The following is a 25024-nucleotide window of genomic DNA, read 5'->3' as shown; positions in this document are numbered from 1 at the left end:
CCGGCGCGTGCGGGGGTCACGCTATGACGGCGCTCGACAACCGGTGCAGTTTCAGAGCCAGTTGGATCTCAAGAGCACGGGCCGGGTTCTGCCATTCCGGACCCAGCAGCCGGGCGATGCGCTCCAGGCGCTGCGCCACGGTGTTCACATGGACGTGCAGCTCGTCCTTCGTGCGCGCCGGGCTCATGCCGGAGGCGAAGTACGCGTCCAGGGTGCGGAGCAGATCGGTGCCACGCCGTGCGTCGTAGGCGACGACCTCGCCGATGGTGCGGTCGACGAAGCCGGCGATGTCCCGGGTGTCGGAGAGCAGCAGGCCCAGGAATCCGAAGTCCTCGGCGGCGGCACCTTCGCCGGATCTGCCGAGCAGGCGCAGCGCGTCGAGACAGCGCTGCGCCTCCCCATACGCGGCCACGACCGTGTCCGGCTGCGCGGCGAGGTCCTCGACGGGGGCGGAGGCACCGACGGTGACCGCCTCATGGACGGCAGTGCCGAGGTGTTTCGCGGTGCGGCGGGCCAGTTCGGCCGCGGTGCCGCCTTCCTGGAGCGGCAGGAGAAGGACGGTGCCGCCGTCGCGGGCGGCGGCCAGTCCGTGTCGCGTCGCCGCGAGGTGGGAGGCGGCGGCCCACAGCCGCCGGCGCCCCGCGGCTCCCTCCTCGGCGTCTGCGGCCGGTGCCTCCAGGCGGGCGGCGAGGACCACATGCGTTGCGTCGAGGTCGGCGCGCAGCCGGACTGCACGCTCACGCAGCACGCGCGGATCCCGGTCCCGGGCGTCGAGGAGGTCGTCGAGGAGTTCTCCGCGGACGCGCTGTTCGGCTTCGGATGCCGAGCGGCGGGCAAGCATGAGGAGTGATGTGACCATGGCCGCCCGTTCCAGGGTGCGCTGGTCCACGGGGTCGAGCCCTGGGTGGCCACGCAGCACCAGCGCACCCAGGAGTTCATCGCCGGCGGCGACAGCAGCGATCCAGTCACCATCGTGGCGTACGGCATGGCCTTCGGCTCGGGATGTCTCCAGGGCCTCGGCCGGAGCGGTGCCCGCGTCGGCGAATTCCACGGAGCCGTCCAGGACTTGGGAGACGGCCGCGGCCACGTCGTGCACTCCTCCGCCCCGCAGCACCAGTTCGGCGAGCCGGTCATGGACATCAGAGGCGCGCTCGATCACACCGCTGCGGTCACGGATGATCTCGTTGGCCCGCTCGAGGCGTCCCAGCGCCTCCCGTGTCTCCGTCAGCAGGTTCGCCGTGTCGATGGCTGCGGCGGCGAGGGCCGCGAACGAGCCGAGCAGGGCGATCTGTTCCCGTTCGAAGACGCGGGCACGGCGGTCCGCGGCGAACAGTACTCCGATGACGTGCGCTCCCAGCATGAGCGGTACGCCGAGGATGGCCACGAGGCCTTCCTCTCGCACTCCGGCGTCGATGGCCCGCGTGTGCTGGAAGCGCTCGTCCTTGAAGTAGTCGTCGGTGACATACGGACGGGCGGTCTGGGCGACGAGGCCGCCGAGCCCCTCCCCCATGCCCAGCCGCAGCTGCTGGAAGCGGGCCGCGACGGAGCCTTCGGTGACCCTCATGTACGTGTCGCCCCTGGCCGGGTCGTTCAGGCTGAGGTAGGCGACGTCCGTGCCCAGCAGGGAACGGGCTCGGTGCACGATGGCCTGCAGGACGGCGTCGAGATCACGCAGGCCTGCAAGGTCATGCGCTGTTTCGAAGAGCGCGGACAGCTCGGCCTCGCGGCGCCGCCGCCCCTCTATCTCCGAACGCACGCGCAGAGCGAGCAGCTTGGCCTGCTCCAGGGCGGCGATGCGCTCGGGCGGCTGCCCGTCGGCGCGGGCGAGCAGCACCGGCTGCTCGTACGCATCGGCGGACGCCCCTCGGGCGAGGAGCTCCAGGAAGGGTGCCTCCGCGCCGGCCGTGGCGCCTTCGGCGGAGTGCAGTTGATCGCGAGACATGTTCACAAGGATTACCTGCCGGACGGCCGGGCCCGCCAGCCCTGTGGATAACCCGGCGGGCGTTCGGGTGTTCGAGCGCTGACCGGGTCGGTCTTGGACGAGTCGGTCCCGACCGGGGCAGTCCTGGACGAGTCGATCCGGGCCCAATCGGTCCGCAGGACACCTGCCGGCTGTGTCGGCCGAGCTGTGGCCACGTGACAGTCCCCTGGCTAGCGGCGGACAGTGCCGGCCAGCAGGGTCCTGTGTCAGTGGGCCGTCCAGCCACCGTCCATCACCAGCGACGCGCCTGTGACGAAAGACGCCTGTGGGCTGCACAGATAGGCGACGGCCTCGGCGACCTCGGCGGGTTCGATGAGCCGCTTGACGGCGCTGTCCTGCAGCAGGACCTCCGCCAGCACGCGCTCCTGCGGGATGCCGTGCGCGGCGGCCTGGTCAGCGAGCTGCTTTTCCACCAGTGGGGTACGCACATAGCCGGGGTTCACACAGTTCGAGGTGACACCATGTGGTGCGCCTTCGAGGGCGGCTGTCTTGGAGAGTCCTTCGAGACCGTGTTTGGCCGCCACATACGCGGCCTTGAAGGCCGAGGCACGCAGCCCGTGGACGGAGGAGATGTTGACGATCCGGCCCCATCCTTGGCCGTACATGTGGGGCAGCGCCCCGCGGATGAGGCGGAACGGTGCCTCCAGCATCACTGTCAGCACCGTGTGGAAGACGTCGGGCGGAAACTCCTCGATCGGCCGGACGAGCTGGATGCCGGCGTTGTTGACGAGGATGTCGGTGCCCTCTGCCACCTGCTCCGCGGCATCCAGATCGGTGAGATCGAGGACCCGCGACTCGATGCTGCCGGGCAGCTCGCCGGCCTGGGCGACGAGCTCCGACAGGCCGGCGTCGTCGCGGTCCACGGCCCTCACCTTCGCCCCGGCGGCGGCCAGCCGCAGTGCACAGGCACGGCCGATGCCGCCCGCGGCACCGGTGACGAGTGCGGTGCGGCCGCCGAGGTCGAGGGGCTGGGCTCCGAGGGCCTGAGCAGGGCTGCCGTGGGTGTGAGGCGCGGTCATACCCCGACCCTAAGCAGGACCCCCACATCAACCGATGTGGCGCAGCCACATACTTCCCCCCTAGCTCATAGGGTCGAACCATGTGGGTTCATCAGCCAGCGCCTGCTTGATGCGCCGCATCCCGAACTCGTTCAGCTCCGGCAGCGCATCGACCGAGAACCAGCCCACTTCCAGCGACTCGTCGTCGTTCACCCGTGCCTCGCCGCCCACAGCCCGGCAGCGGAACGTGATGTCCATGTACTGGCACGTGTCGCCGTTGGCATAGGTGACCGGCTCCAGGGCCTGGACGAGGACGACGCGCTCGGCGACGCACCGTACCGCCGTCTCCTCGTACACCTCGCGCACGGCGCATGCCGCAGGCTGCTCCCCCGGGTCCGGAATGCCGCCGATCACCGACCACTTGCGGGTGTCGGAGCGTCGCCCGAGGAGCACTCTCTCCTCGTCGTCCAGGACGATGGCGGTGACGCCTGGGAGCCACAGCAGCTGCTGGCCGGCAGTGGCCCGGATCGTACGGATGAAGTCAGGAGTAGCCATGCGCCGACCCTAGACCCTGTCGGCCTGGCGGCCCGCCGGCACCTGTTCGCGGGAACGGATCACCGCGACGGCCTCGCCGCGACGCTTTCGCACCGCCCCGGCCCAGCCGAGCGCTCCGGCCGCGAGCAGTACCAGAAGGGCCTCGGGGAGTACGCCCAGTCGCGTCGCCGGCGTCTGCGAGGAACGCAGTGGCACCTTCTCGACGAGCGAGTCCGCGGTGAACATCGCCGTCTTCTGGACGATCCGCCCGTCCGGCATGATCACCGCGCTGACGCCGCTGGTCACCGGCACCGTGACGGTCCGGCTGTGTTCCACGGCGCGGATCCGGGACATCGCGAGCTGCTGGTAGGTCATCTCGCTGCGGTCGAAGGTGGCGTTGTTGCTGGGCACCGAGATCATCTGGGCGCCGTGCGTCACCGTGTCGCGCACGGCCCAGTCGAATGCGGCCTCATAGCAGGTGGCAAGGCCCACCTTGGTGCCCGCCATGGTGAACACGCCCGGCTTGGTGCCCCGGCTGAAGTCCTGCCGCACCATGTCGACGTCGCTGCTGAAGACGCGGATGAACGAGCGCAGCGGTATGTACTCGCCGAAGGGCTGGATCTGCCGCTTGTCGTAGGTGTCGGTGGGGCCCTTCTCCGGGTCCCACAGGATCTGCTCGTTGTAGAGCTTGCCGTTGTCGGCCTGGACGACGCCGCCGACCGAGATGGGCACGCCGATCGCCTTGACCGCCCCGTCGATCACGGCGCGCGCGTCGGGGTTGCGGAAGGGATCGATGTCTGAGGAGTTCTCCGGCCACAGCACGAAGTCGGGCTGTGCGACCTTGCCCGCCCTGACCCGCTCGGCCAGCCGCTCGGTCTCGCGCGCGTGGTAGTCGAGCACGGCGCGGCGCTGGGAGTTGAAGTCGAGCCCCGCGCGGGGCACGTTGCCCTGGATCACGGCCACGGTCGCGTAACCGTCCTCGGCGGCGTCGCTGACGAGCGGACTCGCGGCGAAGGCACCGGCGACCGGTACGGCCACGGTGAGCACGGCCGCCGCCGCAGCGCCACGGCGCACAGTCCCGGCACGTCGGGCCCCGGCCAGCTGACGGACGATCTCGTACAGGCCGAAGCCGCACAGGACGACCGCGAAGCCGAGCACCGGGGTGCCGCCCAGCGCAGCGAGAGGCAGGAAGATCCCGTCCGCCTGCCCGAAGGCGATCTTCCCCCAGGGGAAGCCGCCGAACGGCGCACGCGCGCGTGCCGCCTCACCGGCGATCCACACAGCGGCCGCCCACACCGGCCAGACGGGCAGCCGCGACACCACTGCGATACCGGCGCCCACCAGTGCGACGAAGACTGCCTCGACGGCGACCAGCGCCAGCCACGGCCCGGGGCCGACCTCCACACCCGTCCATACGAGCAGGGGAAGCAGGAAGCCCAGTCCGAAGAGGTAGCCGAGCCCGAGTCCCGCTTTCCAGGTGCGGCCCCGCAGACACCAGCCGAACACGGCGAAGGCAGGCAGGGCCAGCCACCACAGCGTCCGGGGCGGAAAGCTGACGTAGAGCAGCACTCCGGAGAGCGCCGCCGCGGCGGCCGGGACGAGCCTGCGCGCGATGCGCGCCGCACGGGGGGTGTGTTCTGCTCGCGGTTCGAGCTGGTCCTGCTCGTCCACGGAGCTGGCGGTGACGGTCACGCGGGCGAGTCTACGGCGCGTAACCTCGCCCCCCGCAATGCGGGCGTACCGGCCGTCACGGACCGCCGCCTGCGCGATTAGTGCATCGTTCCTGCGCAACCTGTCCACAAAGCGGTGGCCCAGCCGTTACCGTGTGCGCGAGTCCCCGGCGCGTGGCCGAATCCGGCCCCGGCAGCCGGGGCCCGTCACAGGTCGGGGGGCGACGGGTGGGTGCTACGGGGATGGCGGCCGCAGGCGGTCCGCCCGGTGTGCGCGAACGCGGCAATGTCTCGGACGCGGTCGGTGTCGTCCTGGTGTCGGCGTGCGCGGTGTGGTCCCTGGTCACCGCGGCCGGCCGCCAGGGCAGGCCCGAAGGCGTGCTTCTCGCCGTACTGGCCGTGGCCGCCGGCTATGCGTGCGGACGGATCACGGGGACGCTCCTTCCGGTCGCGGCGCCAGGCGCCTCTGCTGTCGCGGGCCTGGTGATCGCGGCGACGGCTCCTCCGGCGGCCCCGGGCCCGGATCTCGCATCGCCGCTCGGCGACGCCGGGGCCACCGCCGCGCTGCTCGCACTGTCCACCGGGGCTGCGTGTACAGCGGCCTGGGCCGCTGAGCAGCCTCCGCTGCGGCTGGCTCTACGGTCGCTCGCCGCCGGGATCGTGGTGGCTGCCGCGGCGCTGGAGTCGACGGCCGGGGTCGTGGCATGCGCCAGTGTGCTGCTGTACTCGCTCGCTGCCGACCGGATGCGGCGCAGGGGCCTGGGTCTCGCAGGTCTCGGGGCCGCCCCGGTCGTGGTGGCGGGCCTGGCCTTGGCTGTCACGAAGGATGTCCTGCCGGACGGGCTGACGGCCTCCCTCGAGGGCCAGCTCACCCAGCACCGGGTCCTTCTGTGGCGGGACGCGCTCGACCTGGCCGGCCAGGAGCCTTTCCTGGGTGTGGGTCCCGGCCGGTTCGGCGAGCTCAGCCCCACGGTCGCCCAGACACTGGCCACGGACGGCAGGCCGCATTCAGCGCCGCTGCAGGCGGCGGCCGAACAGGGACTGGTGGGGGTGGGTCTGCTGGCCGCGGTGTTCTGCTGGATCCTGTACGCCCTGTGGCGGTCGCCGCGTGCCACGCCGGTCGCCCTCACGGCGGGTGCCGCTCTGACGGCCCTGGCCCTCATGGCGCTGGTCGGCAACGTACTGAGCTTCACGACGGTGACGGTGGGCGGAGGGCTGCTCGCGGGGCTCGCGACGTCCCGGGCATGGGGCGATGAGTTCGCGCACGACTTCGCCGACGCGCAGGAACGTTCCGGAGGCGAGGGATGTACGGAGGGGCGCTGAGGCTGCTCAGAGCGTGGGGGTCGCTGAGGCCGGTCAGAGCGTGGGACCGGAGGCGGTCGGGCGCAGCCGGGCACGGATGGCCCGCACCGCCGCCTCCGCGTTGTCCACGGTGATCGTGAAGGTGTGACCGTCGCCCAGCCTGAGCACCACGGCCTCGCCGCGCCGCACGATGACCCCGGTGCCCTTCTCCGGGCGCCAGCGATACCCCCAGCCGCCCCAGTGCCTGGGGGTCACCCTGGGGACGAAGTCGACCCGTACCACGTCGGCAAGCGGAATACGGCGGCGGGGGACGCCGATGTGACCGCACCGCACCTCGAGGTAGTCCTTGTCGACCTTCACGGCTACATGGACGAATGCGAGCGTGCCGAAGAGCACGAGGAGTCCCACGGCGATGCAGCCCACGACGGACATGACGAGGGCGGTGACACCCGACGCCCACGGGGACTCGACGGCCAGCTGGATGCCCAGTGCCAGGCAGGCGAAGCCCGCCGTCGCGAGAAGCCACTGTGCTCGATTGGTCGCGCGGCCGGTCCAGATCTCGGGCGGGGGGCCGGCGCTGCCCCGCTGGCCGTGGGGGTGGTCCCTCATGGCATGAGACTACTCATGTTCCTCAAGGAAGGCACAGGGCTGCGGAGCGTGACTGTCGCCGGTTTCCGTCAGGGGGCGGGGCTGACGGCCGCGAGCAGCCGGCCCTCGGCGTACGTCAGGGCGGTCGCCGGCAGTGCAGCCTCACGGCCGCTGAGCAACACGGTCAGGCCGCCACTCGCGGTCGACGACGGGGCAGGACGCTCATCGATCCTGCGCAGCGCCTGGGCGGCGACGGCGTCTGCGGAGCCGTGCAGGACGAGCGGCGGCAGGTCCGGCTGCTGGAGGGCCTCACGGATGAGATCCTCGAGGAGTTCGTAATGGGTGCAGCCCAGGACGACGGCCCTTACATCCGTCGGGGTGAGCGCCGCGGCGGCGGCGATCGCCTTCTCGATCGCGGCCTCGTCGGCCTGCTCCACCGCATCGGCGAGGCCGGGGCACGGCACCTCCGCCACCTCCACTCCGGAGGTGAAGTCGTTGATCAGGCCCCGCTGATAGGGGCTTCCCGTGGTGGCGGGCGTCGCCCAGATGGCGATGGGGCCGCCACCAGCGGCCGCCGGCTTGATCGCCGGAACGGTTCCGATGACGGGCAGGCCCGGCTCCAGACGTGCGCGAAGCACGGGCAGGGCGTGCACGGAAGCGGTGTTGCAGGCCACGATCAGCGCATCCGGCCCGTGTGCGGCGGCCGCCTCCGCGGCGGCCACGGCGCGGTCCGCGACGTCATCGGGGGTGCGCGGTCCCCAGGGCATTCCGTCGGGGTCCGTGGACAGCACGAGGTCCGCGTCGGGGCGCAGACGGCGTACCGCCGCAGCCGCCGCGAGCAGTCCGAGTCCCGAGTCCACAAGCGCGATCTTCACCCGGTCACCTTAGACGATCGGGTCCCGGTCCCCGGTGTGGTGGGGCAGACTGCGGCGGGTGAGCGCCGTTGTCTGGACCGCCGTCGGATCACTGGCCGCCTGGCTGTGGCTACTGCTGGGCCACGGCTTCTTCTGGCGTACGAACGTGTCGCTGCCGCCGCGTGAGGATCCACGGGACTGGCCTGCCGTGGGCATCGTCGTACCCGCGCGGGACGAGGCCGCCGTACTGCCCGAGAGTCTGCCGTCGCTGTTGGCCCAGGACTATCCGGGGCGAGCGGAGGTGTTCCTCGTCGACGACGGCAGCTCGGACGGCACGGGAGAACTGGCGCGCGCCCTGGCCGATCGGCACGGCGGGCTGCCGCTCACCGTCTCGTCGCCCGGCGAGCCGCCCGCGGGCTGGACGGGCAAACTCTGGGCCGTGCGGCACGGCATCGGACTGGCACGCGCGCGTGCACCTGAGTACCTGCTGCTCACCGACGCCGACATCGCGCATCGGCCGGACAGTCTGCGGGAGCTGGTGGCCGCTGCGCGCACGGGCGGATTCGATCTGGTCTCCCTGATGGCCCGGCTGCGCGCGCAGAGCCTGTGGGAGCGTCTCGTGGTTCCGGCTTTCGTGTACTTCTTCGCCCAGCTCTATCCGTTCCGCCGGATCGGTAAGAGGGGTTCCCGGACTGCGGCCGCGGCCGGCGGATGTGTGCTGCTGCGCCTCGACGCCGCCGCACGGGCCCAGGTGCCGGACTCCATCCGGCACGCCGTCATCGACGACGTCTCGCTCGCCAAGGCGGTCAAACGCAGTGGCGGCCACATCTGGCTCGGTCTTGCCGACCGCGTGGACAGCGTGCGCCCGTACCCGCGCCTTGCCGACCTCTGGCGGATGATCTCGCGCAGCGCCTATGCGCAGCTGCGGCACAATCCGTTGCTGCTGCTCGGGACCGTAGCCGGTTTGGCACTGGTGTATCTGATGCCTCCCGTTGCACTGGTCGTCGGCCTCCTCGCGGGCAACGCGGCGGCGATCACGGCCGGCGGCACGGCGTGGCTGCTGATGGCAGCGACGTACGCGCCGATGCTGCGCACCTACGACCAGCCGCTGTGGCTCGCGCCGCTGCTGCCCGCCATCGCCTTCCTGTATCTCCTGATGACCGTCGACTCCGCGGTGCAGCACTACCGGGGGCGAGGAGCGGCCTGGAAGGGCCGTACCTATACGCGTCCGGGGTCGGCGCCCGAGGCCGCGCCCGAGCAGCGCTGAACCATGCGCCGAGCGGAGGCATCCGCATCGGGCATCCCGAGGCCGGAACACCGTCCCGAATTCGATCCGGACAGCGACGCCTGCACCTGAAGATTCGAACCTTTGGGCGTTGACATGTCCGCCACCAACACGCCTCGCCATGGCTGGACCGAGCTGCCTTTCTGTTGACGCCCACTCTGTTGACGCCCACCCCATTCCGGCCGAACCAACACCGCCCCTGAACTTGCACGAGGCTCCCCGGTCAACCACCGGTAACCCCTCGGGAACTCGGCCTTTACACGAACCCAGCCCCAAAAGACGACCGTTTTTGCCGAGTTCGCTCGCATTGGGGATCCGCGGCCACAGCCGACACGGAAAACAACCCTCTTATCGGTCTCCCCAACCAGCACATCGTGGGCTTAACTTATGTGCCATGACCTCCCCCCGCTCCACTTATGGCGGCGGTTACTACTCCGCGCCGTCCTTCCCGGACACTCCCATCTACGACTCGCTCGTCGCAGAGCGGGGCACACCGCAGATCGCGCCGATCCGTGTTCCGTCCGCGTACGACACGGGCAACCATCTGCCCGCGCTGCCGGCAGCGCTGCCCGCCCTGCCGTCCGCCCCCTCTCCGCAGCCGGCTTCTCCGTACGGCCATGCGGCCCAGCAGCCCGCCCCGCTGCAACAGGCCCCGGCGCCGTACATCCCGCAGCAGCCGACGGGCCCGCGCGGCTACCCGGCGCAGCAGGCCCCGCAGCGCCCCGTGCAGAGCGCGGGTTACGAGGCGATGCGACCGGCGCAGCCCCGCCCCGCCCCGGGCCCGTACCAGGACCCGTACAACCCCCAGCAGCGCGGATATTGATCCAAAGCCATGGGCTGTCGGTGCCGACTGGCAAGATGGCCTCATGGCGAATGGGGTGCTCGACTCGATCCACGTCCACCCGCTGAAGGCGGCTCGGGGACACACGGCGCGTGAGGCGGTCGTGGAGCCCTGGGGGCTCCACGGCGACCGGCGATGGATGCTGGTCGACGAAGCGGGCAAGGTCGTCACACAGCGCCCGCATCCGCGCATGGCGCTGGCCGCCGCCGAGCTGCTGCCCGGCGGCGGCATACGACTGTCCGCGCCCGGACGCGAGCAGCTGACCGTCGACGTACCGGAGCCGGGTACCGGCACGAGCCTGGTGGAGATCTGGCGGGACAAGGTCGAGGCGGTGCCTGCCGACGCTGCGGCGCACGCGTGGTTCAGCGACTACCTGGACACGGACGTGCGCCTGGTCCATCTCGACGACCCGTCCACGCGCCGTCCCATCGACCCCGAGTACGCACGGCCCGGCGAGACCGTGAGCTTCGCCGACGGCTATCCCCTGCTGCTCACCGCGCTCTCGTCGCTGGACGCCCTCAACTCCCTCATCGCACAGGGCGACCACGCCGACGAGGGACCGCTCCCCATGAACCGCTTCCGGCCCAACGTCGTGGTGCGCGGCACAGCTCCCTGGGCCGAGGACGACTGGTCGCGCATAGCCATCGGCGAAGTGACATTCCGCGTGGCCAAGATGTGCGGGCGCTGCGTCGTGACCACCACCGACCAGACCACCGCCGAACGGGGCAAGGAGCCGCTGCGCACCCTCGCCCGCCACCGCCGCTTCGGCGACCAACTGGTCTTCGGGCAGAACCTCGTGCCCGAGTCGGGTGGCACGATCCGCGTCGGCGACACGGTCGAGATCCTCGAGTGACCGGTTCCGGCGAGGGAACACATCCGCGGGCCACCGTCGTTGGGCCGGTGTGAATGATCCTCGAGCGGGGTGAGGCGTGATCTCGCTCTCTCTTCGCTGCAATGAGCGCGTGGGCCGTGCCGTTCAGGGTTATCACGGACGGGGAAGGGGGTGCAGGACTGTGCGAGCGATCGCAGGCTTCTGGCGTTGGCGGCACAATCCGCTGCGCCGCAGGACCGACCTCGTCGAGGCATGGGTGGCGCTCGCCGCCGCGCTGTTGATCGCCGTCGCCGTGCCGGTCGTCGGTGTTGTCATCGGAGATCTCTCCCGCCACGCTTTGCTGCAGTCGGTCAAGGAGCAGCAGCGGGAGCGCCACCGGATATCCGCGACCGTGGTGAAGGTGGTGGCGCAGCCACGGCTCGACCCCGACCCGGAGACGGCGCCCGACCGCGACTCCCAGAGCCGGGTGATCGCCGAGTGGACGGCACCGGACGGCACCGCACACCGCGGCACCGTCATGGCCGACCTCAAAGAGCCCCACGCCGGCGACCGGTTCGCACTGTGGACCGACGCGCACGGCGCGGTCGTAGGCCGCCCCCTCGACACCACCACCGCCACGACACACGCGGTGCTCGCCGGATTCGGCGCGGCCGCCGCAGCGGCCGCGCTCGTCGAGGGCGGCAGGCGCCTGATCGTATGGCGCATGGTCCTGCGGCGGTATGCGCGCTGGGACCGGGCATGGGAGAAGACCGGTCCGGACTGGGGCAGGACGGGCACCGGCAGCTGAGAGTGCTGGTCTTGGGTCAACTGCCCCTCTCCGCGCACGCTACGGTGGACCGGCCGAACACTCCGGCACCCTTCGCAAGGACCCGCGTACGACGAGGTGGGGGCAGAGCAGACCCATGGCACAGGGCACGGTCCAGGTGACGCACACCGGCACGTCGCGGTGGCGGCGCCGCACAGGCGAGTACGCATCCCTCGCCGCCGCCCTGGAGGCCGCCGGGGATGGCGACGTCCTCACCGTGGCTCCCGGCACCTACCGGGAGAATCTCGTCGTCCGGCGCGCCGTGACGCTGCGCGGCCCGGAGGGCTCGCCCGGATCGGTGCGCATCGCGCCCGCCGACGGGGTGCCGTTGACGGTGCGCGCCTCCGCAGTGGTGCAGCACCTGCACGTAGAGGGCCAGGACACCGCCGCGCCCGCCCTGCTCGTCGAGGACGGCACCCCGGAGCTCTCGGATGTGCGCGTCGTGACGCGATCGGCCAGTGGTATCGAGGTGCGCGGGGGCGCGCGCCCGGCCGTGCGCCGCTGCACGGTCGACAATCCGGCGGGCATCGGCATCGCCGTGCTGGACGGCGGCGGTGGCGTCTTCGAGGAATGCGAGGTCGTCGCCGCCGGCCAGTCGGGCGTCGCGGTGCGCGGCGGCGCCTATCCACGCCTTGAGCGGTGCCGCGTGCACCACGCCTCGGGCGCGGGCCTCTCGGCGACGGGCGAGGACACGGGCCTCGACGCCGTCGGCTGCGAGGTGTACGAGATCAAGGGCTCCGGCATCCAGGTCACCGGGCACGCCACGGCGAGTCTCACGGAGTGCGATGTGCACCGTACGACCGCCGACGGCATCACGCTCGACACGGACGCCGTCCTCACGCTCGCCGACTGCCGGATCCACGAGATCCCGGAGAACGCGATCGACCTGCGCTCCCGCTCCGTGCTGACCCTGACCCGGTCCAGCGTGCGCCGGTTCGGCCGCAACGGCCTGTCCGTATGGGACCCGGGCACACGCGTGGACGCCAACCAGTGCGAGATCCACGACAGTACGGGCGACTACCCGGCCGTCTGGGTGAGCGACGGCGCGACCGCAGTCCTCGACTCGTGCCGGGTGCACGACGTGCCGGACGCGCTGTTCGTCCTCGACCGCGGTTCGCGCGTGGACGTCGTCGACAGCGACCTGTCGCAGGTGCGCAATACGGCGGTGTCGGTGAGCGACGGGGCGAGCGCACAACTCGACGACTGCCGTATCCGGGAGGCCGCGACGGGCGCCTGGTTCCGCGACCACGGCAGCGGCGGCACCCTTACGGGGTGCACCCTCGACGCCACGCAGACCGGCGTGATCGTCACCAAGGGCGCCGATCCCACCATCGAGCGGTGCGCGGTCACGTCCCCCTCCGAGGCCGGCTTCTATGTCTCCGCCGGGGGCCGCGGCACGTTCGATGGCTGCCTCGTGAGCGACAGCGGCGGCTACGGCTTCCACGTCATCGACGGATGCCGGACGACGCTGCGGAAATGCCGTACGGAGCGCTGCTCGCGCGGCGGTTACGAGTTCGCGGACGGGGGTGCCTCCCCTGCGTCAGGCGGCACGGGAGGGCCGCTGGTCGAGGACTGCGCGAGCGACGAGAGCGGAAGTCTGCGGCGCCCCGCCCGGGAGGCGGCCGTGCAGACGGCGACGCAGCCGGGCGGCGGCCTTCTCTCTCCGATCCCGGGTCAGCGCACCACCGAACAGGAGCCGGCCGCACCGGAGCAGCCCGTCACCGCACGGGAGTCGAGGGCGGTGCTGGGTGAACTGGACTCGCTGGTCGGCCTCGAGAGCGTCAAACGCGAGGTGCGTGCCCTCACCGACATGATCGAGGTGGGCAAGCGCCGGCAACAGGCAGGACTGAAGGCGGCGTCGGTCAGACGCCACCTGGTCTTCACGGGGTCGCCCGGCACCGGCAAGACGACCGTCGCCCGGCTCTACGGCGAGATCCTGGCGTCGCTCGGCGTCCTGGAGAAGGGGCACCTCGTCGAGGTGTCGCGCGTCGACCTGGTCGGGGAGCACATCGGCTCGACGGCCATCCGCACGCAGGAGGCCTTCGAACGGGCCCGCGGCGGCGTGCTGTTCATCGACGAGGCGTACGCGCTCTCCCCGGAGGACTCGGGCCGCGACTTCGGCCGCGAGGCGATCGACACGCTCGTGAAGCTGATGGAGGACCATCGCGACGCCGTGGTGGTGATCGTCGCGGGCTACACGGCGGAGATGGAGCGCTTCCTTTCCGTCAACCCGGGTGTGGCGTCCCGCTTCTCACGGACGATCACCTTCAGCGACTACGTTCCCGAGGAGCTGCTGCAGATCGTGGAGCAGCAGGCCGAGGAGCATGAGTACCGGCTCGCCCCGGGTGCGGCGGAGGCGCTGCTGAAGTACTTCACGGCGATCCCCAAGGGGCCGGCGTTCGGCAACGGCCGCACGGCGCGGCAGACCTTCGAGGCGATGGTGGAGCGGCACGCGGGACGGGTCGCCCAGCTCGCGGAGCCGAGCACGGACGACCTCACCCTGCTCTATCCGGAGGACTTGCCCGACCTGCCGTGAGGATCGCCGGTGGCGGTACCCCCACCGGCACCGTCCCGGGCACCGGCCTCCTCCTGACCGGCTGCGGCCTCGTGACCGCCGTCGGCGCCCTCCGGGTGCCCGGCGTCCGGTCGCTGAGCGGGGACGCCCGGCCTGAGACGGGCCAGCAGCCGGGCGCGTTCCTCCGCGAACGCCGGGTCGGCCTGGTAGTCGGAGTGCCCCAGGATGGGCGCCGGAAGCGGATGCTGCTCGGTGCGTCCGTAGGCGAGCGGGTCCTTGAGGGCGTCGCGATCGACCTGAGGAGCGCCCGCGGTGTGCACGCGGACGGGGCCGCCGATGGGATCGGTGGCCCGGTAGAGGTTGCGCCAGCAGTCGACCTCGCGGTGCAGGCTCGTCAGCGCTGCCGGGCCGAAGTGGGCCGGGAACCACCGTCCGTAGAGCCGCTCCAGTGGTGAACCGTAGGTGAGGAGGGCGACCCGCTTGCGTACGGCGGGCGTCAGTTGCCAGGCGGCCGCTGCCGCGAGGACGCTGCCCTGCGAGTGGCCCGAGATGACGAGCCTGCCGCCGGTGGTGCGCGTCCAGGTGGCCATGCGCCAGCTCAGGTCCGGCACCGCGCGCTCGGCGTAGCACGGCGGCGCGAACGGGTGGGCGGCGCGCGGCCAGAACGTACCGACGTCCCACAGGATGCCGATGGTGCGGCGGGCCGAGGCGTCACGGTAGGCGCGGCGGCCCCAGGTGACGAACAGGATGAAGCCCAGGCTGATCAGCCAGGAGCCGAGTGCCTGTGCGGTCTCTGCGGTTCCGGCGAGGAAGGCGCCATGGCCCTTCGCCGCCTCACCGGGAACCTTGCCCGCCGTCCAGGCTCCGGCGAGCGCGCCTGCGCCGAGCAGCAGGGTGACGGCGGAGGTGATGCCCACGACCACGGGCACGCGGTCGGTGAGGGCGGCACGCGCGCGTGACCCCGCGATACGCAGGGTGCGTGCCGTGTCCGCCGGCTCGCCTGGGTAGTCGCGGGTCACCGTGGGGATGTCCCGGCGTGTGCGGCGCCAGGTGAGCACGGCGAGCCAGCCGCACACCAGGGCAAGCACGACCAGCAGCGGCGGGATCACGGAGGCCTGCCAGGTGAGCAGCACGGGAGGGCCGTCGATGGTGCCTCCGGCGCCGGGCGTTCCGGCGCCGTCCAGCCAGTCGCCGACACGCTGGGCGACTCCGCCGGTCATCACCCCGCCGAGGGCGCAGGCCAGCATGGCCACCGCCGGTCCACCGAGTCCGCGCATGGCGGTGCGTTGGTCTGGTGCGGCCTGGAAGAGGAGGTGGGCCACCACTGCCAGGGCGATGACGAGCAGGCCCTGGACCAGGGTGATGCCACCGAACGTCGCATCACCGGGCAGACGGCCGGTGGACCGCCAGCCGGGGCGCGACCATCCCGCGTACAGCACCGCGAGGACCAGAAGGACGAGCGCGCCGCCGGGCAGCCAGCGGATCAGGGCCTTGTCCAGATGCTCGTCGGTCCGGTGCTCGGTGCGGCCCCTGCGGCACACCACCCACACCACGACTCCCGCTCCCACGACGAGGGTTGCGTCGAGGGCACGTCCGAGCACGTCGAGCAGGGCGGGACCGCCCGGCTGCCGGTCGAAGCGCGCTGCGGACGTGCCGACCGCCGCGGCCACGGTGAGCAGGCCCGCCGCGGTGTGCGCCGCGCGCAGCCGGGCCACCAGACGGCGCCCGTACCAGAAGCCGGGCCGGCCGAGGGCGGTACGGCTGGTGTCGTCCTCCGGGTCCGGCTGGTGCGGCAGTGGCTGCTGGGACTCGTAAGCACTCCAGGTGCGGTGGGAGAGGTACCAGAGGAGTCCGGTGAGGGCCGCGGGTGCCACGGCCGCGAGGGCCAGGCGCCGGCCGGGCTGACTCCACCAGCCGTGCCCGGACACCTCGGGCGACAGGAAGCCGAGCCATGAGCGGTCCTCGGCGCACGCGCGCGTGCCCGCGCACTGCCACGCCGTCAGGTCGAGGGCGACCTCGCACGCGGCGGCGACAAGGAGCACGGTCAGGGTCAGTCCGGCCAGGCGCACGAGCATGCCGTACAGGCGCACGTGCCTCGTGTGGTTGCGGGCCGTGGGGCGCATCCAGTGCGCGAGGTTGACGACCATGAAGGGCAGCAGCAGAAGCCACAGGGCTCGCGAACCGTTGCCGGAGGTGAGGTTGGACCAGACGTACGCCTCGGGGACCGGCTTGCCGCGGTAGTCCTCCGGCCGCTGCTCGGCGTCCGCGTCGTCGATGCGCCGGTAGACCGCGGCGGTCTCGTCGCCGGTGACGCGCACGGTGCCCGGATCGTCGAGCATCGCCTCGGGGGTGGTGCCCCCGACTCCGTGAACCAGCAGCTCAAGGGCGGTCTCGCCCGGCATGCCGCGACCGCCGGATGTGACGCGATCGCCTGCTGCCGTCGGCTCGTCAGCCGTGACGCCTCGTCCCGCGGCGGTCTCCTCCGCCGCGGGACGCTCTGTGGCACGATCCACTGTTCCGCTTCCCCCGTCCTGCGCGTATCTCCGGGCAGCCCGTATGCCGGGCCTGACGCGTGTCAGGCCCAAAGGTTTATGCCATGCACCCGTTATGTCATGTGCAGGTTCAAGGGTCTCGGCTCGAGAGCGCTTGCGCACGCCTCGTCACGGAATCTCCCCCATCCGGTGACCTTGGCGTATGGCATTCACGCAGGCAGTGGCACAGCTGTCGGTGGCTCGTGCAAGGATGGGGCGTCCTGCTGGATCGACGAGGCGAAAGGACCGGAGCGGGCGTGAGTGACAACCAGAACCTCCTCGCGGAGCAGCGCCGCGCCCTGATCCTTGACGAGGTGCGCCGACGCGGCGGTGTACGCGTCAACGAACTCACGCGCAAACTGGGCGTTTCCGACATGACGGTGCGCCGCGACCTCGACACGCTGGCCCGCCAGGGCGTGATCGAGAAGGTCCACGGCGGCGCGGTCCCGGTCGTCGAGGCGAGTACGCACGAGCCGGGCTTCGAGGCGAAGTCGGGCCTGGAGCTGACCGCCAAGGAGGACATCGCGCGCGCGGCCGCGGCCCTCGTCTCGCCGGGCTCGGCGATCGCACTGTCGGGCGGTACGACGACGTATGCGCTGGCCCAGCACCTGCTGGACGTGCCGGATCTGACGGTGGTCACGAACTCGGTCCGGGTGGCCGATGTCTTCCACACGGCGCAGCGCAGTTCGGGCCAGGCCCAGGGCGCGGCGACCGTGGTCCTCACGGGGGGTGTGCGCACTCCGTCCGACTCGCTGGTCGGCCCGGTCGCCGACCAGGCCATCGCGGCGCTCCACTTCGACATGCTGTTCCTGGGTGTGCACGGCATATCGGTCGAGGCGGGTCTGTCGACGCCGAATCTCGCGGAGGCGGAGACGAACCGGCGGCTCGTGCACTCCGCACGGCGCGTCATCGTGGTCGCCGACCACACCAAGTGGGGCACTGTGGGTCTGAGTTCCTTCGCCGAGCTCGAGCAGGTGGACACGCTCGTGACGGACTCGGGGCTGCCGCCCGAGGCGCGCGCGGAGATCTCCGAGCACCTGCGCCGGCTCGTGGTGGCGGGCGAGACGGACCTCGCTGCGGACCTCTGAGAACTGCGGGCCTCTGAGAACCGCGGACCCCTGAGAACTCCGGGCCCCCGAGAGCTGCGGATCTCTGACCACCGCGGCCTGTGAGAACCGCAGACCTCTGAGGACTACTGCAGACATCTGACGTTCCGCCAGCTATGGTGGCCCAGCCCTGCCGACACCTCGCCGACCGCGCCCATGCGACGGGTCGATCGGCTGCCGCCGCGGCTCCGTCTCCGCTTGGGGGGTTCCTTTCATGGCACGCCGCCTCACCGCCGTGGGACTCGAGTTCACCGAGTCCGCTCCGCTGCGCCTGGTATTCACCCGCGAGATCTCCGCGCCACCGGACGTGGTGTTCCGCGCACTCGCCGAGGACATCACGGGCTGGTCCGAGTGGTTCGCGGCCGTCACGTACGCGCGACTGTCCGAGGACGGTACGGGACGGGAGGTCCGGCTCAAGGGCGGTACGCGCTTCCAGGAGACGATCGTCGCGGCGAAGGCCCCGGAGGTGTACGCGTACCGCGTCGACGAGACGAACGCGCCCGGGGTGCGCGCCCTGCTCGAGGAGTGGCGGCTGGCTCCGGCCGGCACCGGCACGCGTGTGCAGTGGACGTTCGCCGCGGACGGCAGCGCACTCTTCCGGTTCGCTCTGAGGCTGGGTCGGCCAGGTTTCGCGCGTGCCTTCCGTGACGCGGTGACAGCGCTCGACCGGCGGCTGTTGGCTGCGAACACCTGAGCACCGGGCGACCGAACAGCGTCGCCCCCTCGCCCTCTTCCCTCCGCGCTCTCCCGGATCGCCCGTCAGTCCGGCCAGACCGCCGTCTCGAGCAACGAGTCGATCGCCGTCACGTACGGCGCGATGTCCAGGCCTTGCCCTTCCAGCCACGCGTCCGAGTAGTACTTGTCGAGGTAGCGGTCGCCAGGGTCGCACAGCAGTGTGACGACGCTGCCGGTGCGGCCCTCCGTCACCATCTCGGACACGATCTTCAGCGCGCTCCACAGGCCGGTGCCGGTGGAGCCGCCCGCCTTGCGGCCGATGGCGCGCTCCAGCGCCCGGACGGCGGCGACGCTGGCCGCGTCCGGCACCTTCATCATCCGGTCGATGGCACCGGGCACGAAGCTCGGCTCCATACGGGGCCTGCCGATGCCCTCTATCCGGGATCCGGAGTCGCAGGTGACGTCGGTTTCACCGGTCGTCCAGCCCTCGAAGAAACAGGAGTTCTCCGGGTCGGCGACGCAGATGCGGGTGTCGTACTGCATGTAGTGGACGTAGCGCGCGAGGGTCGCGGAGGTGCCGCCGGTGCCGGCCGTGGCGACGATCCATGCCGGCTCCGGATACCGCTCCAACCGCAGCTGACGGTAGATCGATTCGGCGATGTTGTTGTTGCCGCGCCAGTCCGTGGCCCGCTCCGCGTAGGTGAACTGGTCCATGTAGTGGCCGCCGGTCTCCACCGCGAGGGCCGCCGACTCCTCGTACATCGTCCGGGGGTCGTCGACGAAGTGGCACTTCCCGCCGTGGAACTCGATCAGGCGGCACTTCTCGGCGCTCGTCGTGCGCGGCATCACCGCGATGAAGGGGATGCCGATCAGCTTCGCGAAGTAGGCCTCGGAGACCGCGGTCGAGCCGCTGGACGCCTCGATGACCGGGCGGCCCGGCCGGATCCAGCCGTTGCACAGGCCGTACAGGAACAGCGAGCGCGCGAGTCGGTGCTTGAGGCTGCCCGTCGGATGCGTCGATTCGTCCTTCAGATACAGGTCGATGCCCCACTGCTCAGGCAGCGGAAAACGCAACAGGTGTGTGTCCGCCGACCGGTTGGAGTCCGCCTGCACCTTTCGTACGGCCTCTTTGAGCCAGTCGCGGTACGCCGCGTCGCTGCGGTCCACGTCGAGTGTGGCGCGCGGGCTGCCGGTCAGATCCTGCTGGGTGGTGCTCACCGCGGGGCTCCTTCGCATCGTGCCGACCCCGGTTCGCGCCGGCTGCACGCTTCGATCATAGGCACCTTCCGCACGCTTCTCACCTGCATAAACGCAACTTTGAGGGGCTCAAAGGAGTGCCTGGGAGCGGGATACGGAGGGCTGCGCGAACGGCACACGGACGTGCTCACGAACGGCTCACGGACGTGCCCACGAACCGCCTCACGGACCGTCCGCGGGCAGCCGGGGCGCATCCGCGGAATGCTCCCGGCGGAGGGTTCCGCCTCGCCGAGAGCACTGGTGCTCGACGACAGGCGCGTGCAGACTGCACGGCAGCACGGGTCGACACGGCCGAGCACACGAGGGGGCGGGGAACATGGCACAGCCCGAGTTCACGGCCACGGGCGTGCGGATCGGCAAGGGGCTGCGCTCGCTCACGCGGGCGGGGCAGATCCGGATCACCGACGGCAGGCTGGAGTTGCTCACCAGCTACGGCAGCGAGATCGACAGCGCACCGGTGCAGAGCGTGCGCGCCGGCAAGCCCTGGCTGGGCGACGAGGACCGCGCGCTGGCCGACGTCAACGGCACGCGCTACCACCTGACGCTCGCCGAGGACGACCCGGCCCCCGGCAAGGGCGGGCCGCCCTCCGCGCGCCGGTTCATCGAGGCGGTGCGCAGGGCCGGAGGCGGCCGGGCGTAGCCGCCGAAGCCGGCGGGGCGCGAGTTGCACGCAGGCACCCCCTGAGTCACTCTGGTCTCAGTTCTCATCAATTACTCAGAGTTCCCCGACGACTACGGTGCGAACCAGCCGTCGGGCCACACAGCAGGCAACCGTGATCCACGGCCGCCTTGCTGGATCCGTTCTTCGTCTTCTTCCGGACCTCAATTCGGGGAGTCGCAGCCGTGATCAGTCAGCCAAGCAGGCACTGCACGGTGGAGCTCCAGGCCCTGCCGTCGCGGATCGGCCAGGTCCGCAGAATCGTCTCAGCGCAGTTGCGCTACTGGCATCTGGACGCCCTGATCGACCGGGCGGCGCTCGGTGTGACCGAGCTGCTGACCAACGTCCACCGGCATGCACAGCCGGACAAGATGTGCACCGTGGAGCTCGAGCTGCTGCTCGACCGCCTCACCGTATCCGTCCATGACCACGATCCGAGACTCCCGCAGATCCATGACGCGGAGTCCTTCGCCACCAGCGGCCGCGGCCTCTCCATGGTCGCCGCGGTGAGCGAGAGCTGGGGCGCTCGCCCGCACGGCGAGCACGGGAAGGTCGTGTGGTTCACGCTTCCCGCCTCTGTCCCGTCCACCCCGCCGGTGCTCGTGCCCGCCTCTTCCGTGTACGGAGTCACTGCGACAGATCCGCTGCTGGCGGACCTGGAGACGGTGCCCGACGAGGATCGCGTACCGGAACACGCTCCCGCCCGGTCGGCCGTTGTCGGCTGACCGGGCGGTGACCCCGGCGCGGGACTGCCGGTTGACCGGGCGGTGACCCGCGGGCGCGCCGTCACTGTGTGGCGACGGCCCGCAGCACGTCCAGCCGTGCCGCCCGCCGTGCCGGGCGCAGGCCCGCGAGGGCTCCGGCCCCGAGGCCCACCAGCGCCACGATGGCCAGCTGCAGCGGCGGCATGGCGAAGGCGAACGTGCTGTCGCTCGCCCCGTCGGACGCCTCGACGAGGACCCAGCCGAGGAAGCCGCCGAGCGCCAGCCCGCCCATCGTGCCGAAGGCGGCGACGAGCACCGACTCCCAGCGGACCATGGCGCGCAGCTGCGCCCGGGTCTGGCCCACGGCCCGCAGGAGTCCGAGTTCGCGGGTGCGCTCATGCAGGGCGAGCGTGAGGGTGTTGGCGATGCCGAGCAGCGCGATGAGCACGGCGAGGGCGAGCAGTGCGTAGACCAGGGTGAGCATCATGTCGATGCCGCCGGCCGACGACTGCGCGTACTCGTCACGGGTCTGCACCTCGGGATTCCCGTACTCCGCGGCGACCTTCTTCACCGCGGCCGTGCCCTCGGCCTTGCTCACGCCGTCCTTGAAGGAGACGGCGACGAGAGTGTCGGAGTCCTGTCCGCGGTGCGGTGCCCAGGCCTGGCGGGTGATGACGTAGTCGCCGGCGAGCTCCGACTGCCCGTAGAGGGCGCGGACGGTGAACGTCTGCTTCTTGCCGTCGGTGAAGGTGAGTTCGGCCCTGTCCCCCAGTCCCAGATGCTGCTTCTCGGCCTCCTTCTCGGTGATGGCGATGCCGTCCGTACCGAGTCCGTCCAGTGAGCCGCGGACCGTGCCGAGGTCCAGGACCTTGCCGAGAGCGACCGGGTCGCTGACGGTGAGGGCGCGGCCCTGTCCGTCGACCTCGGCGACACCGCGGCCGAGTCCGACCGCCGTGTCCACCTGCGGCTGCCTGGCGATCGCGGGGGCCAGTTTGGGGCTGAGTCCGCTGCCGCCCGCGCCGAACGACGGCGCGGTGACGGCCACGTCGCCCGCGAAGGAGCGGGACACGGTCTGGTCCATGGTGGCCTTGAGCGAGGCGCCGAAGACGGTGAACAGCGAGACGACCGCGACGCCGATCATCAGGGCACTGGCGGTGGCGGCGGTCCGCTTGGGGCTGCGCAGCGCGTTGCGCCTGGCGAGGCGGCCGGGTACACCGCGCAAGCGGTCGAGCGGGCCGCCGAGGATGCGTACGGCCGTCGACGACGCGACGGGCCCGAGGACCACGAACGCGGCGAGCGCCAGGACTGCGCCCGCGCCCGCGAGCCACACCGACGGCGACGCCAGCACCCCGGTCAGGGTGAGGGCGACCGCGGCCAGTGCGATTCCCGTCCCGGCCACGGCCCGGGCGCGCGAGGTCCCGGAGTGGTCGACGGCGCTCTCGCGCAGCGCGGCGAGGGGCGCGGTGCGTCCCGCCCGCACGGCGGGCAGCACGGCCGAGCCGAGGCAGACCACGATGCCGACCGCGAGCGGCAGCAGCATGGACCAGCCGCTGATCACCAAGGAGCCGTCCGGGAACGGGAATCCGATGGCCGGGAACAGCGCCTGCAGCCCGGCGGCGATACCGATGCCGCCCGCGAGCCCGGCGGCGGACGCGACGACGGCCACGACCGTCGCCTCGGCGAGCGTCGCCACGGTGACCTGGCGGCGCGCGGCGCCGAGGGCACGCAGCAGGGCGTTCTCGCGGGTGCGCTGGGCGACGACGATCGCGAAGGTGTTGTGGATGGAGAAGGTCGCGACCAGCAGCGCGACGCCGGAGAACACCAGCAGGAAGGTCGTGAAGAGGGTCAGGAACTGCCCGGAGATCATGTCCGTGTTCTCCTGCGCCGACTCCTGTCCCGTGATGGCCTCGACTCCCTCGGGGAGTACGGGGGTGAGGGCGTCGACCAGTTCCCGCTGGCTGGTGCCGGGGCCGGCCCGTACCAGGATGCTCGCGGCCTCACCGGGCTTCGGCGTGAGGTACTTCTCCGCGTCGGCCTGGGTCATGCCGGTGAAGGTCACCTGCCCCATGCCGTCCTCGCCCCCGAAGGTGGCCAGGCCGACGATCTTCACCCGGACGGGGTCCGGGGTGCGCAGGGTGGTCGTGTCGCCGATCTTCAGGTCGCCCGCCTCGGCGGCGCCGCGGTTGACAACCACCTCGCCGGGCTTCGACGCGGCGCGCCCCTCCGCGAGCCGGTACGGATTGAGCTTCGGGTCGTCGATCCAGTTGCCCGCGAGGGTGGGCGGGCCCTGACCGCCGATCGGTTCGCCGTCGGATCCGACGAGCTGACCTGCGCCCTGGATGTCGGCCGCGGCGGCCGCGACACCGGGCGTCTTCTCCACCGTCGCGACGAGCGAGGTGTCGACCGGCCTGCGCACACCCTGGCGCTCGCCGGGTGCGGTGATGGTGTCGGCGCTCCGGACGACCGCGTCGGTGCCGCTCGCCGCGTTGCCGAACATCGTGTCGAAGCTGGCGCGCAGGGTGTCGCCCATGACGAGCGTGCCCGTCAGAAAGGCGACACCGAGGAACACGGCGAAGAAGGTCCCGGCGAAGCGCCGCTTGTGGGCGCGCAGCGACGACAGGCTGATCCGCAACGCGGCGGACGTGGAACTCATGACGGCACCCCTTCCTGGGAGCCGCTCGCTTCGAGGGCCTGCGGATCGAGGGCCTTGTCGTCGAGGCCCTCGTCTTCGAGGTCCGTGGTGTCGAGAGCCTTGACGTCGAAGGCCTTCATCCGGTCGAGAACCCGCTCCGGCGTCGGTGCCTCCATACGGTCGACGAGGCGGCCGTCGGCCAGGAAGACGACCTCGTCGGCGTGCGCGGCCGCCACCGGGTCGTGGGTGACCATCACGACCGTACGGTCCATCAGGCGCACCGCCCGCCCGAGGAGCCCGAGCACCTCCTCGCCGGAGCGCGAGTCGAGGTTGCCGGTCGGTTCGTCGGCGAAGACGACGTCGGGCTGACCGGCGAACGCGCGTGCGACGGCGACGCGTTGCTGTTGTCCGCCGGACAGCTCCGCGGGCCGGTGGTGCAGCCGGTCGCGCAGCCCGACGACGTCGACGAGCGCGTCGATCCACTCCTCGTCGCGCTGGTCCGCCCTCCTGCCCGCGAGGTCCATCGGCAGCGTGATGTTCTCGGCGACGGTCAGCGTCGGCACCAGGTTGAACGCCTGGAACACAAAGCCGATCCGGTCCCGGCGCAGCAGCGTCAGGCGGCGGTCGTCAAGGGTGCTCAGCTCCGTGTCCCCGATGAAGGCGGAGCCGGAGGTGAGCGTGTCGAGCCCGGCCGCGCAGTGCATGAGCGTGGACTTGCCGGAGCCGGAGGGCCCCATGATCGCGGTGAAGCGCCCGGCCGGAAAGCCGACGCTCACCCCGTCCAGAGCCCTCACGGCGGTATCGCCCGAGCCGTACACCTTCACGGCGTCGACGACCCGTGCTGCGGTTCGTGTGCCGGTCGCGGTGGTCGTCATGCCGCACCGCCTTTGCCAGCGCTGCTCCGCCCGAACTGCTCGTCGAGGACCGACAGGCGGCGCCAGTACTCGTCCTCGTCGATCTCACCGGAGGCGAAGCGGCGGCCCAGCAGCGCGATGGGCGAATTGCCGTCGGCCGGCCCGGCGGGACCCCACGGGCCGCGCCCGTCCAGGGACCGCCACGGGCCGGGGCGGCCGCGCCACACGGTGCGGCGCAGGACGGTGACCACGCCGATCACGACGGCCGCCCAGATCAGCGGGAAGAACAGGATCCACGGGCCGGGCCCGCCGTCCCAGTGCGCCAGGGTCTGCATACGGACTCATCTCCTCGGTAGCGGTGCTGTCGCTGTGTGAGCTGTGTCTGTGACGCTTCGAGGCTCC

Annotated in this window: 21 protein-coding genes; 10 read left to right on the top strand and 11 right to left on the bottom strand. The window is 71.5% G+C overall.

The window, feature by feature from the left end; translation table 11 throughout:
- Window positions 1-16: 16 nt before the first annotated feature.
- The 4 genes from STSP_RS34015 to lnt all read right to left on the bottom strand — a co-directional run bounded on the left by STSP_RS34015 (window position 17) and on the right by lnt (window position 5205).
- Entirely contained in the window at window positions 17-1942 is a 1926-nt protein-coding gene (locus STSP_RS34015; RefSeq protein WP_067284907.1) for a helix-turn-helix domain-containing protein, read from the bottom strand.
- A gap of 245 nt (window positions 1943-2187) precedes the next feature.
- Complete coding sequence (locus STSP_RS34010; RefSeq protein WP_067284891.1) at window positions 2188-3000, bottom strand: 3-hydroxybutyrate dehydrogenase; 813 nt, start codon at window positions 2998-3000, stop codon at window positions 2188-2190.
- A gap of 60 nt (window positions 3001-3060) precedes the next feature.
- On the bottom strand, window positions 3061-3534 hold the full coding sequence (locus STSP_RS34005; protein WP_067284890.1) for an NUDIX hydrolase: 474 nt from the start codon (window positions 3532-3534) through the stop codon (window positions 3061-3063).
- Between the two features lie 9 nt (window positions 3535-3543).
- Window positions 3544-5205 carry an apolipoprotein N-acyltransferase gene (gene lnt / locus STSP_RS34000; protein WP_067284889.1) on the bottom strand — a complete coding sequence of 554 codons (1662 nt, stop codon included), beginning with the start codon at window positions 5203-5205 and terminating at the stop codon, window positions 3544-3546.
- A 221-nt stretch (window positions 5206-5426) separates the two neighbouring features.
- Here lnt and STSP_RS33995 point away from each other — a divergent pair, with 221 nt between their 5' ends.
- Window positions 5427-6506, top strand: coding sequence for an O-antigen ligase family protein (locus tag STSP_RS33995; protein WP_067284888.1), 1080 nt, complete (start codon window positions 5427-5429; stop codon window positions 6504-6506).
- Between the two features lie 33 nt (window positions 6507-6539).
- Here the strand turns inward: STSP_RS33995 and STSP_RS33990 are convergent, their stop codons facing one another.
- A complete protein-coding gene (locus tag STSP_RS33990) occupies window positions 6540-7094 on the bottom strand; it encodes a hypothetical protein (protein WP_067284887.1) in 555 nt (184 codons plus the stop codon).
- 68 nt (window positions 7095-7162) lie between these two features.
- On the bottom strand, window positions 7163-7948 hold the full coding sequence (locus STSP_RS33985; RefSeq protein ID WP_067284886.1) for a glutamate racemase: 786 nt from the start codon (window positions 7946-7948) through the stop codon (window positions 7163-7165).
- A 58-nt stretch (window positions 7949-8006) separates the two neighbouring features.
- Between STSP_RS33985 and STSP_RS33980 the strand changes: the two genes are divergently transcribed.
- The 5 genes from STSP_RS33980 to STSP_RS33960 all read left to right on the top strand — a co-directional run bounded on the left by STSP_RS33980 (window position 8007) and on the right by STSP_RS33960 (window position 14226).
- The gene (locus STSP_RS33980) at window positions 8007-9194 is read left to right on the top strand and encodes a glycosyltransferase (protein ID WP_067284885.1); all 1188 of its coding nucleotides are present in this window, start codon (window positions 8007-8009) and stop codon (window positions 9192-9194) included.
- Window positions 9195-9606: 412 nt separating this feature from the next.
- Window positions 9607-10035, top strand: a complete 429-nt coding sequence (locus STSP_RS33975; RefSeq protein WP_067284884.1) for a DUF6643 family protein — start codon at window positions 9607-9609, stop codon at window positions 10033-10035.
- Between the two features lie 43 nt (window positions 10036-10078).
- Complete coding sequence (locus tag STSP_RS33970; protein WP_067284883.1) at window positions 10079-10906, top strand: MOSC domain-containing protein; 828 nt, start codon at window positions 10079-10081, stop codon at window positions 10904-10906.
- 160 nt (window positions 10907-11066) lie between these two features.
- Entirely contained in the window at window positions 11067-11672 is a 606-nt protein-coding gene (locus STSP_RS33965; RefSeq protein WP_067284882.1) for an Rv1733c family protein, read from the top strand.
- A gap of 115 nt (window positions 11673-11787) precedes the next feature.
- Complete coding sequence (locus STSP_RS33960) at window positions 11788-14226, top strand: right-handed parallel beta-helix repeat-containing protein (protein WP_067284881.1); 2439 nt, start codon at window positions 11788-11790, stop codon at window positions 14224-14226.
- On the opposite strand, the gene STSP_RS33955 is transcribed toward STSP_RS33960, so the two are convergent.
- The gene (locus STSP_RS33955; protein WP_078067729.1) at window positions 14196-16607 is read right to left on the bottom strand and encodes a hypothetical protein; all 2412 of its coding nucleotides are present in this window, start codon (window positions 16605-16607) and stop codon (window positions 14196-14198) included. The two genes, STSP_RS33960 and STSP_RS33955, sit on opposite strands and share 31 nt — an antisense overlap.
- A gap of 386 nt (window positions 16608-16993) precedes the next feature.
- Here STSP_RS33955 and STSP_RS33950 point away from each other — a divergent pair, with 386 nt between their 5' ends.
- Entirely contained in the window at window positions 16994-17824 is an 831-nt protein-coding gene (locus STSP_RS33950) for a DeoR/GlpR family DNA-binding transcription regulator (RefSeq protein WP_067284880.1), read from the top strand.
- Between the two features lie 232 nt (window positions 17825-18056).
- Window positions 18057-18536: an SRPBCC family protein gene (locus tag STSP_RS33945; protein WP_067284879.1), complete on the top strand. Its 480-nt coding sequence runs from the start codon at window positions 18057-18059 to the stop codon at window positions 18534-18536.
- A 65-nt stretch (window positions 18537-18601) separates the two neighbouring features.
- On the opposite strand, the gene STSP_RS33940 is transcribed toward STSP_RS33945, so the two are convergent.
- Complete coding sequence (locus STSP_RS33940) at window positions 18602-19753, bottom strand: PLP-dependent cysteine synthase family protein (protein WP_408646397.1); 1152 nt, start codon at window positions 19751-19753, stop codon at window positions 18602-18604.
- Window positions 19754-20090: 337 nt separating this feature from the next.
- Here STSP_RS33940 and STSP_RS33935 point away from each other — a divergent pair, with 337 nt between their 5' ends.
- Both STSP_RS33935 and STSP_RS33930 read left to right on the top strand, forming a co-directional pair.
- Window positions 20091-20414: a hypothetical protein gene (locus STSP_RS33935; RefSeq protein WP_067284877.1), complete on the top strand. Its 324-nt coding sequence runs from the start codon at window positions 20091-20093 to the stop codon at window positions 20412-20414.
- Between the two features lie 203 nt (window positions 20415-20617).
- On the top strand, window positions 20618-21157 hold the full coding sequence (locus STSP_RS33930; RefSeq protein ID WP_078067728.1) for an ATP-binding protein: 540 nt from the start codon (window positions 20618-20620) through the stop codon (window positions 21155-21157).
- Window positions 21158-21218: 61 nt separating this feature from the next.
- Here STSP_RS33930 and STSP_RS33925 read toward each other — a convergent pair whose 3' ends face one another.
- Genes STSP_RS33925 through STSP_RS33915 form a run of 3 tightly spaced genes read right to left on the bottom strand, consistent with a single transcriptional unit; the run spans window position 21219 to window position 24957 of the window.
- On the bottom strand, window positions 21219-23789 hold the full coding sequence (locus STSP_RS33925; protein ID WP_067284875.1) for an ABC transporter permease: 2571 nt from the start codon (window positions 23787-23789) through the stop codon (window positions 21219-21221).
- A complete protein-coding gene (locus tag STSP_RS33920; RefSeq protein WP_232789903.1) occupies window positions 23786-24643 on the bottom strand; it encodes an ABC transporter ATP-binding protein in 858 nt (285 codons plus the stop codon). The genes STSP_RS33925 and STSP_RS33920 overlap by 4 nt, the downstream gene beginning before the upstream one ends.
- Complete coding sequence (locus STSP_RS33915) at window positions 24640-24957, bottom strand: SHOCT domain-containing protein (RefSeq protein WP_067284874.1); 318 nt, start codon at window positions 24955-24957, stop codon at window positions 24640-24642. Before STSP_RS33915 ends, STSP_RS33920 begins: the two co-directional genes overlap by 4 nt.
- Between the last annotated feature and the right edge of the window lie 67 nt (window positions 24958-25024).

The sequence above is a fragment of the Streptomyces jeddahensis genome, assembly GCF_001642995.1.
In the GTDB taxonomy this organism is placed as follows: domain Bacteria; phylum Actinomycetota; class Actinomycetes; order Streptomycetales; family Streptomycetaceae; genus Streptomyces; species Streptomyces jeddahensis.
The sequence above is the reverse complement of the archived record's forward strand: the minus strand, read 5'-3'. Positions and strand labels throughout refer to the sequence as shown.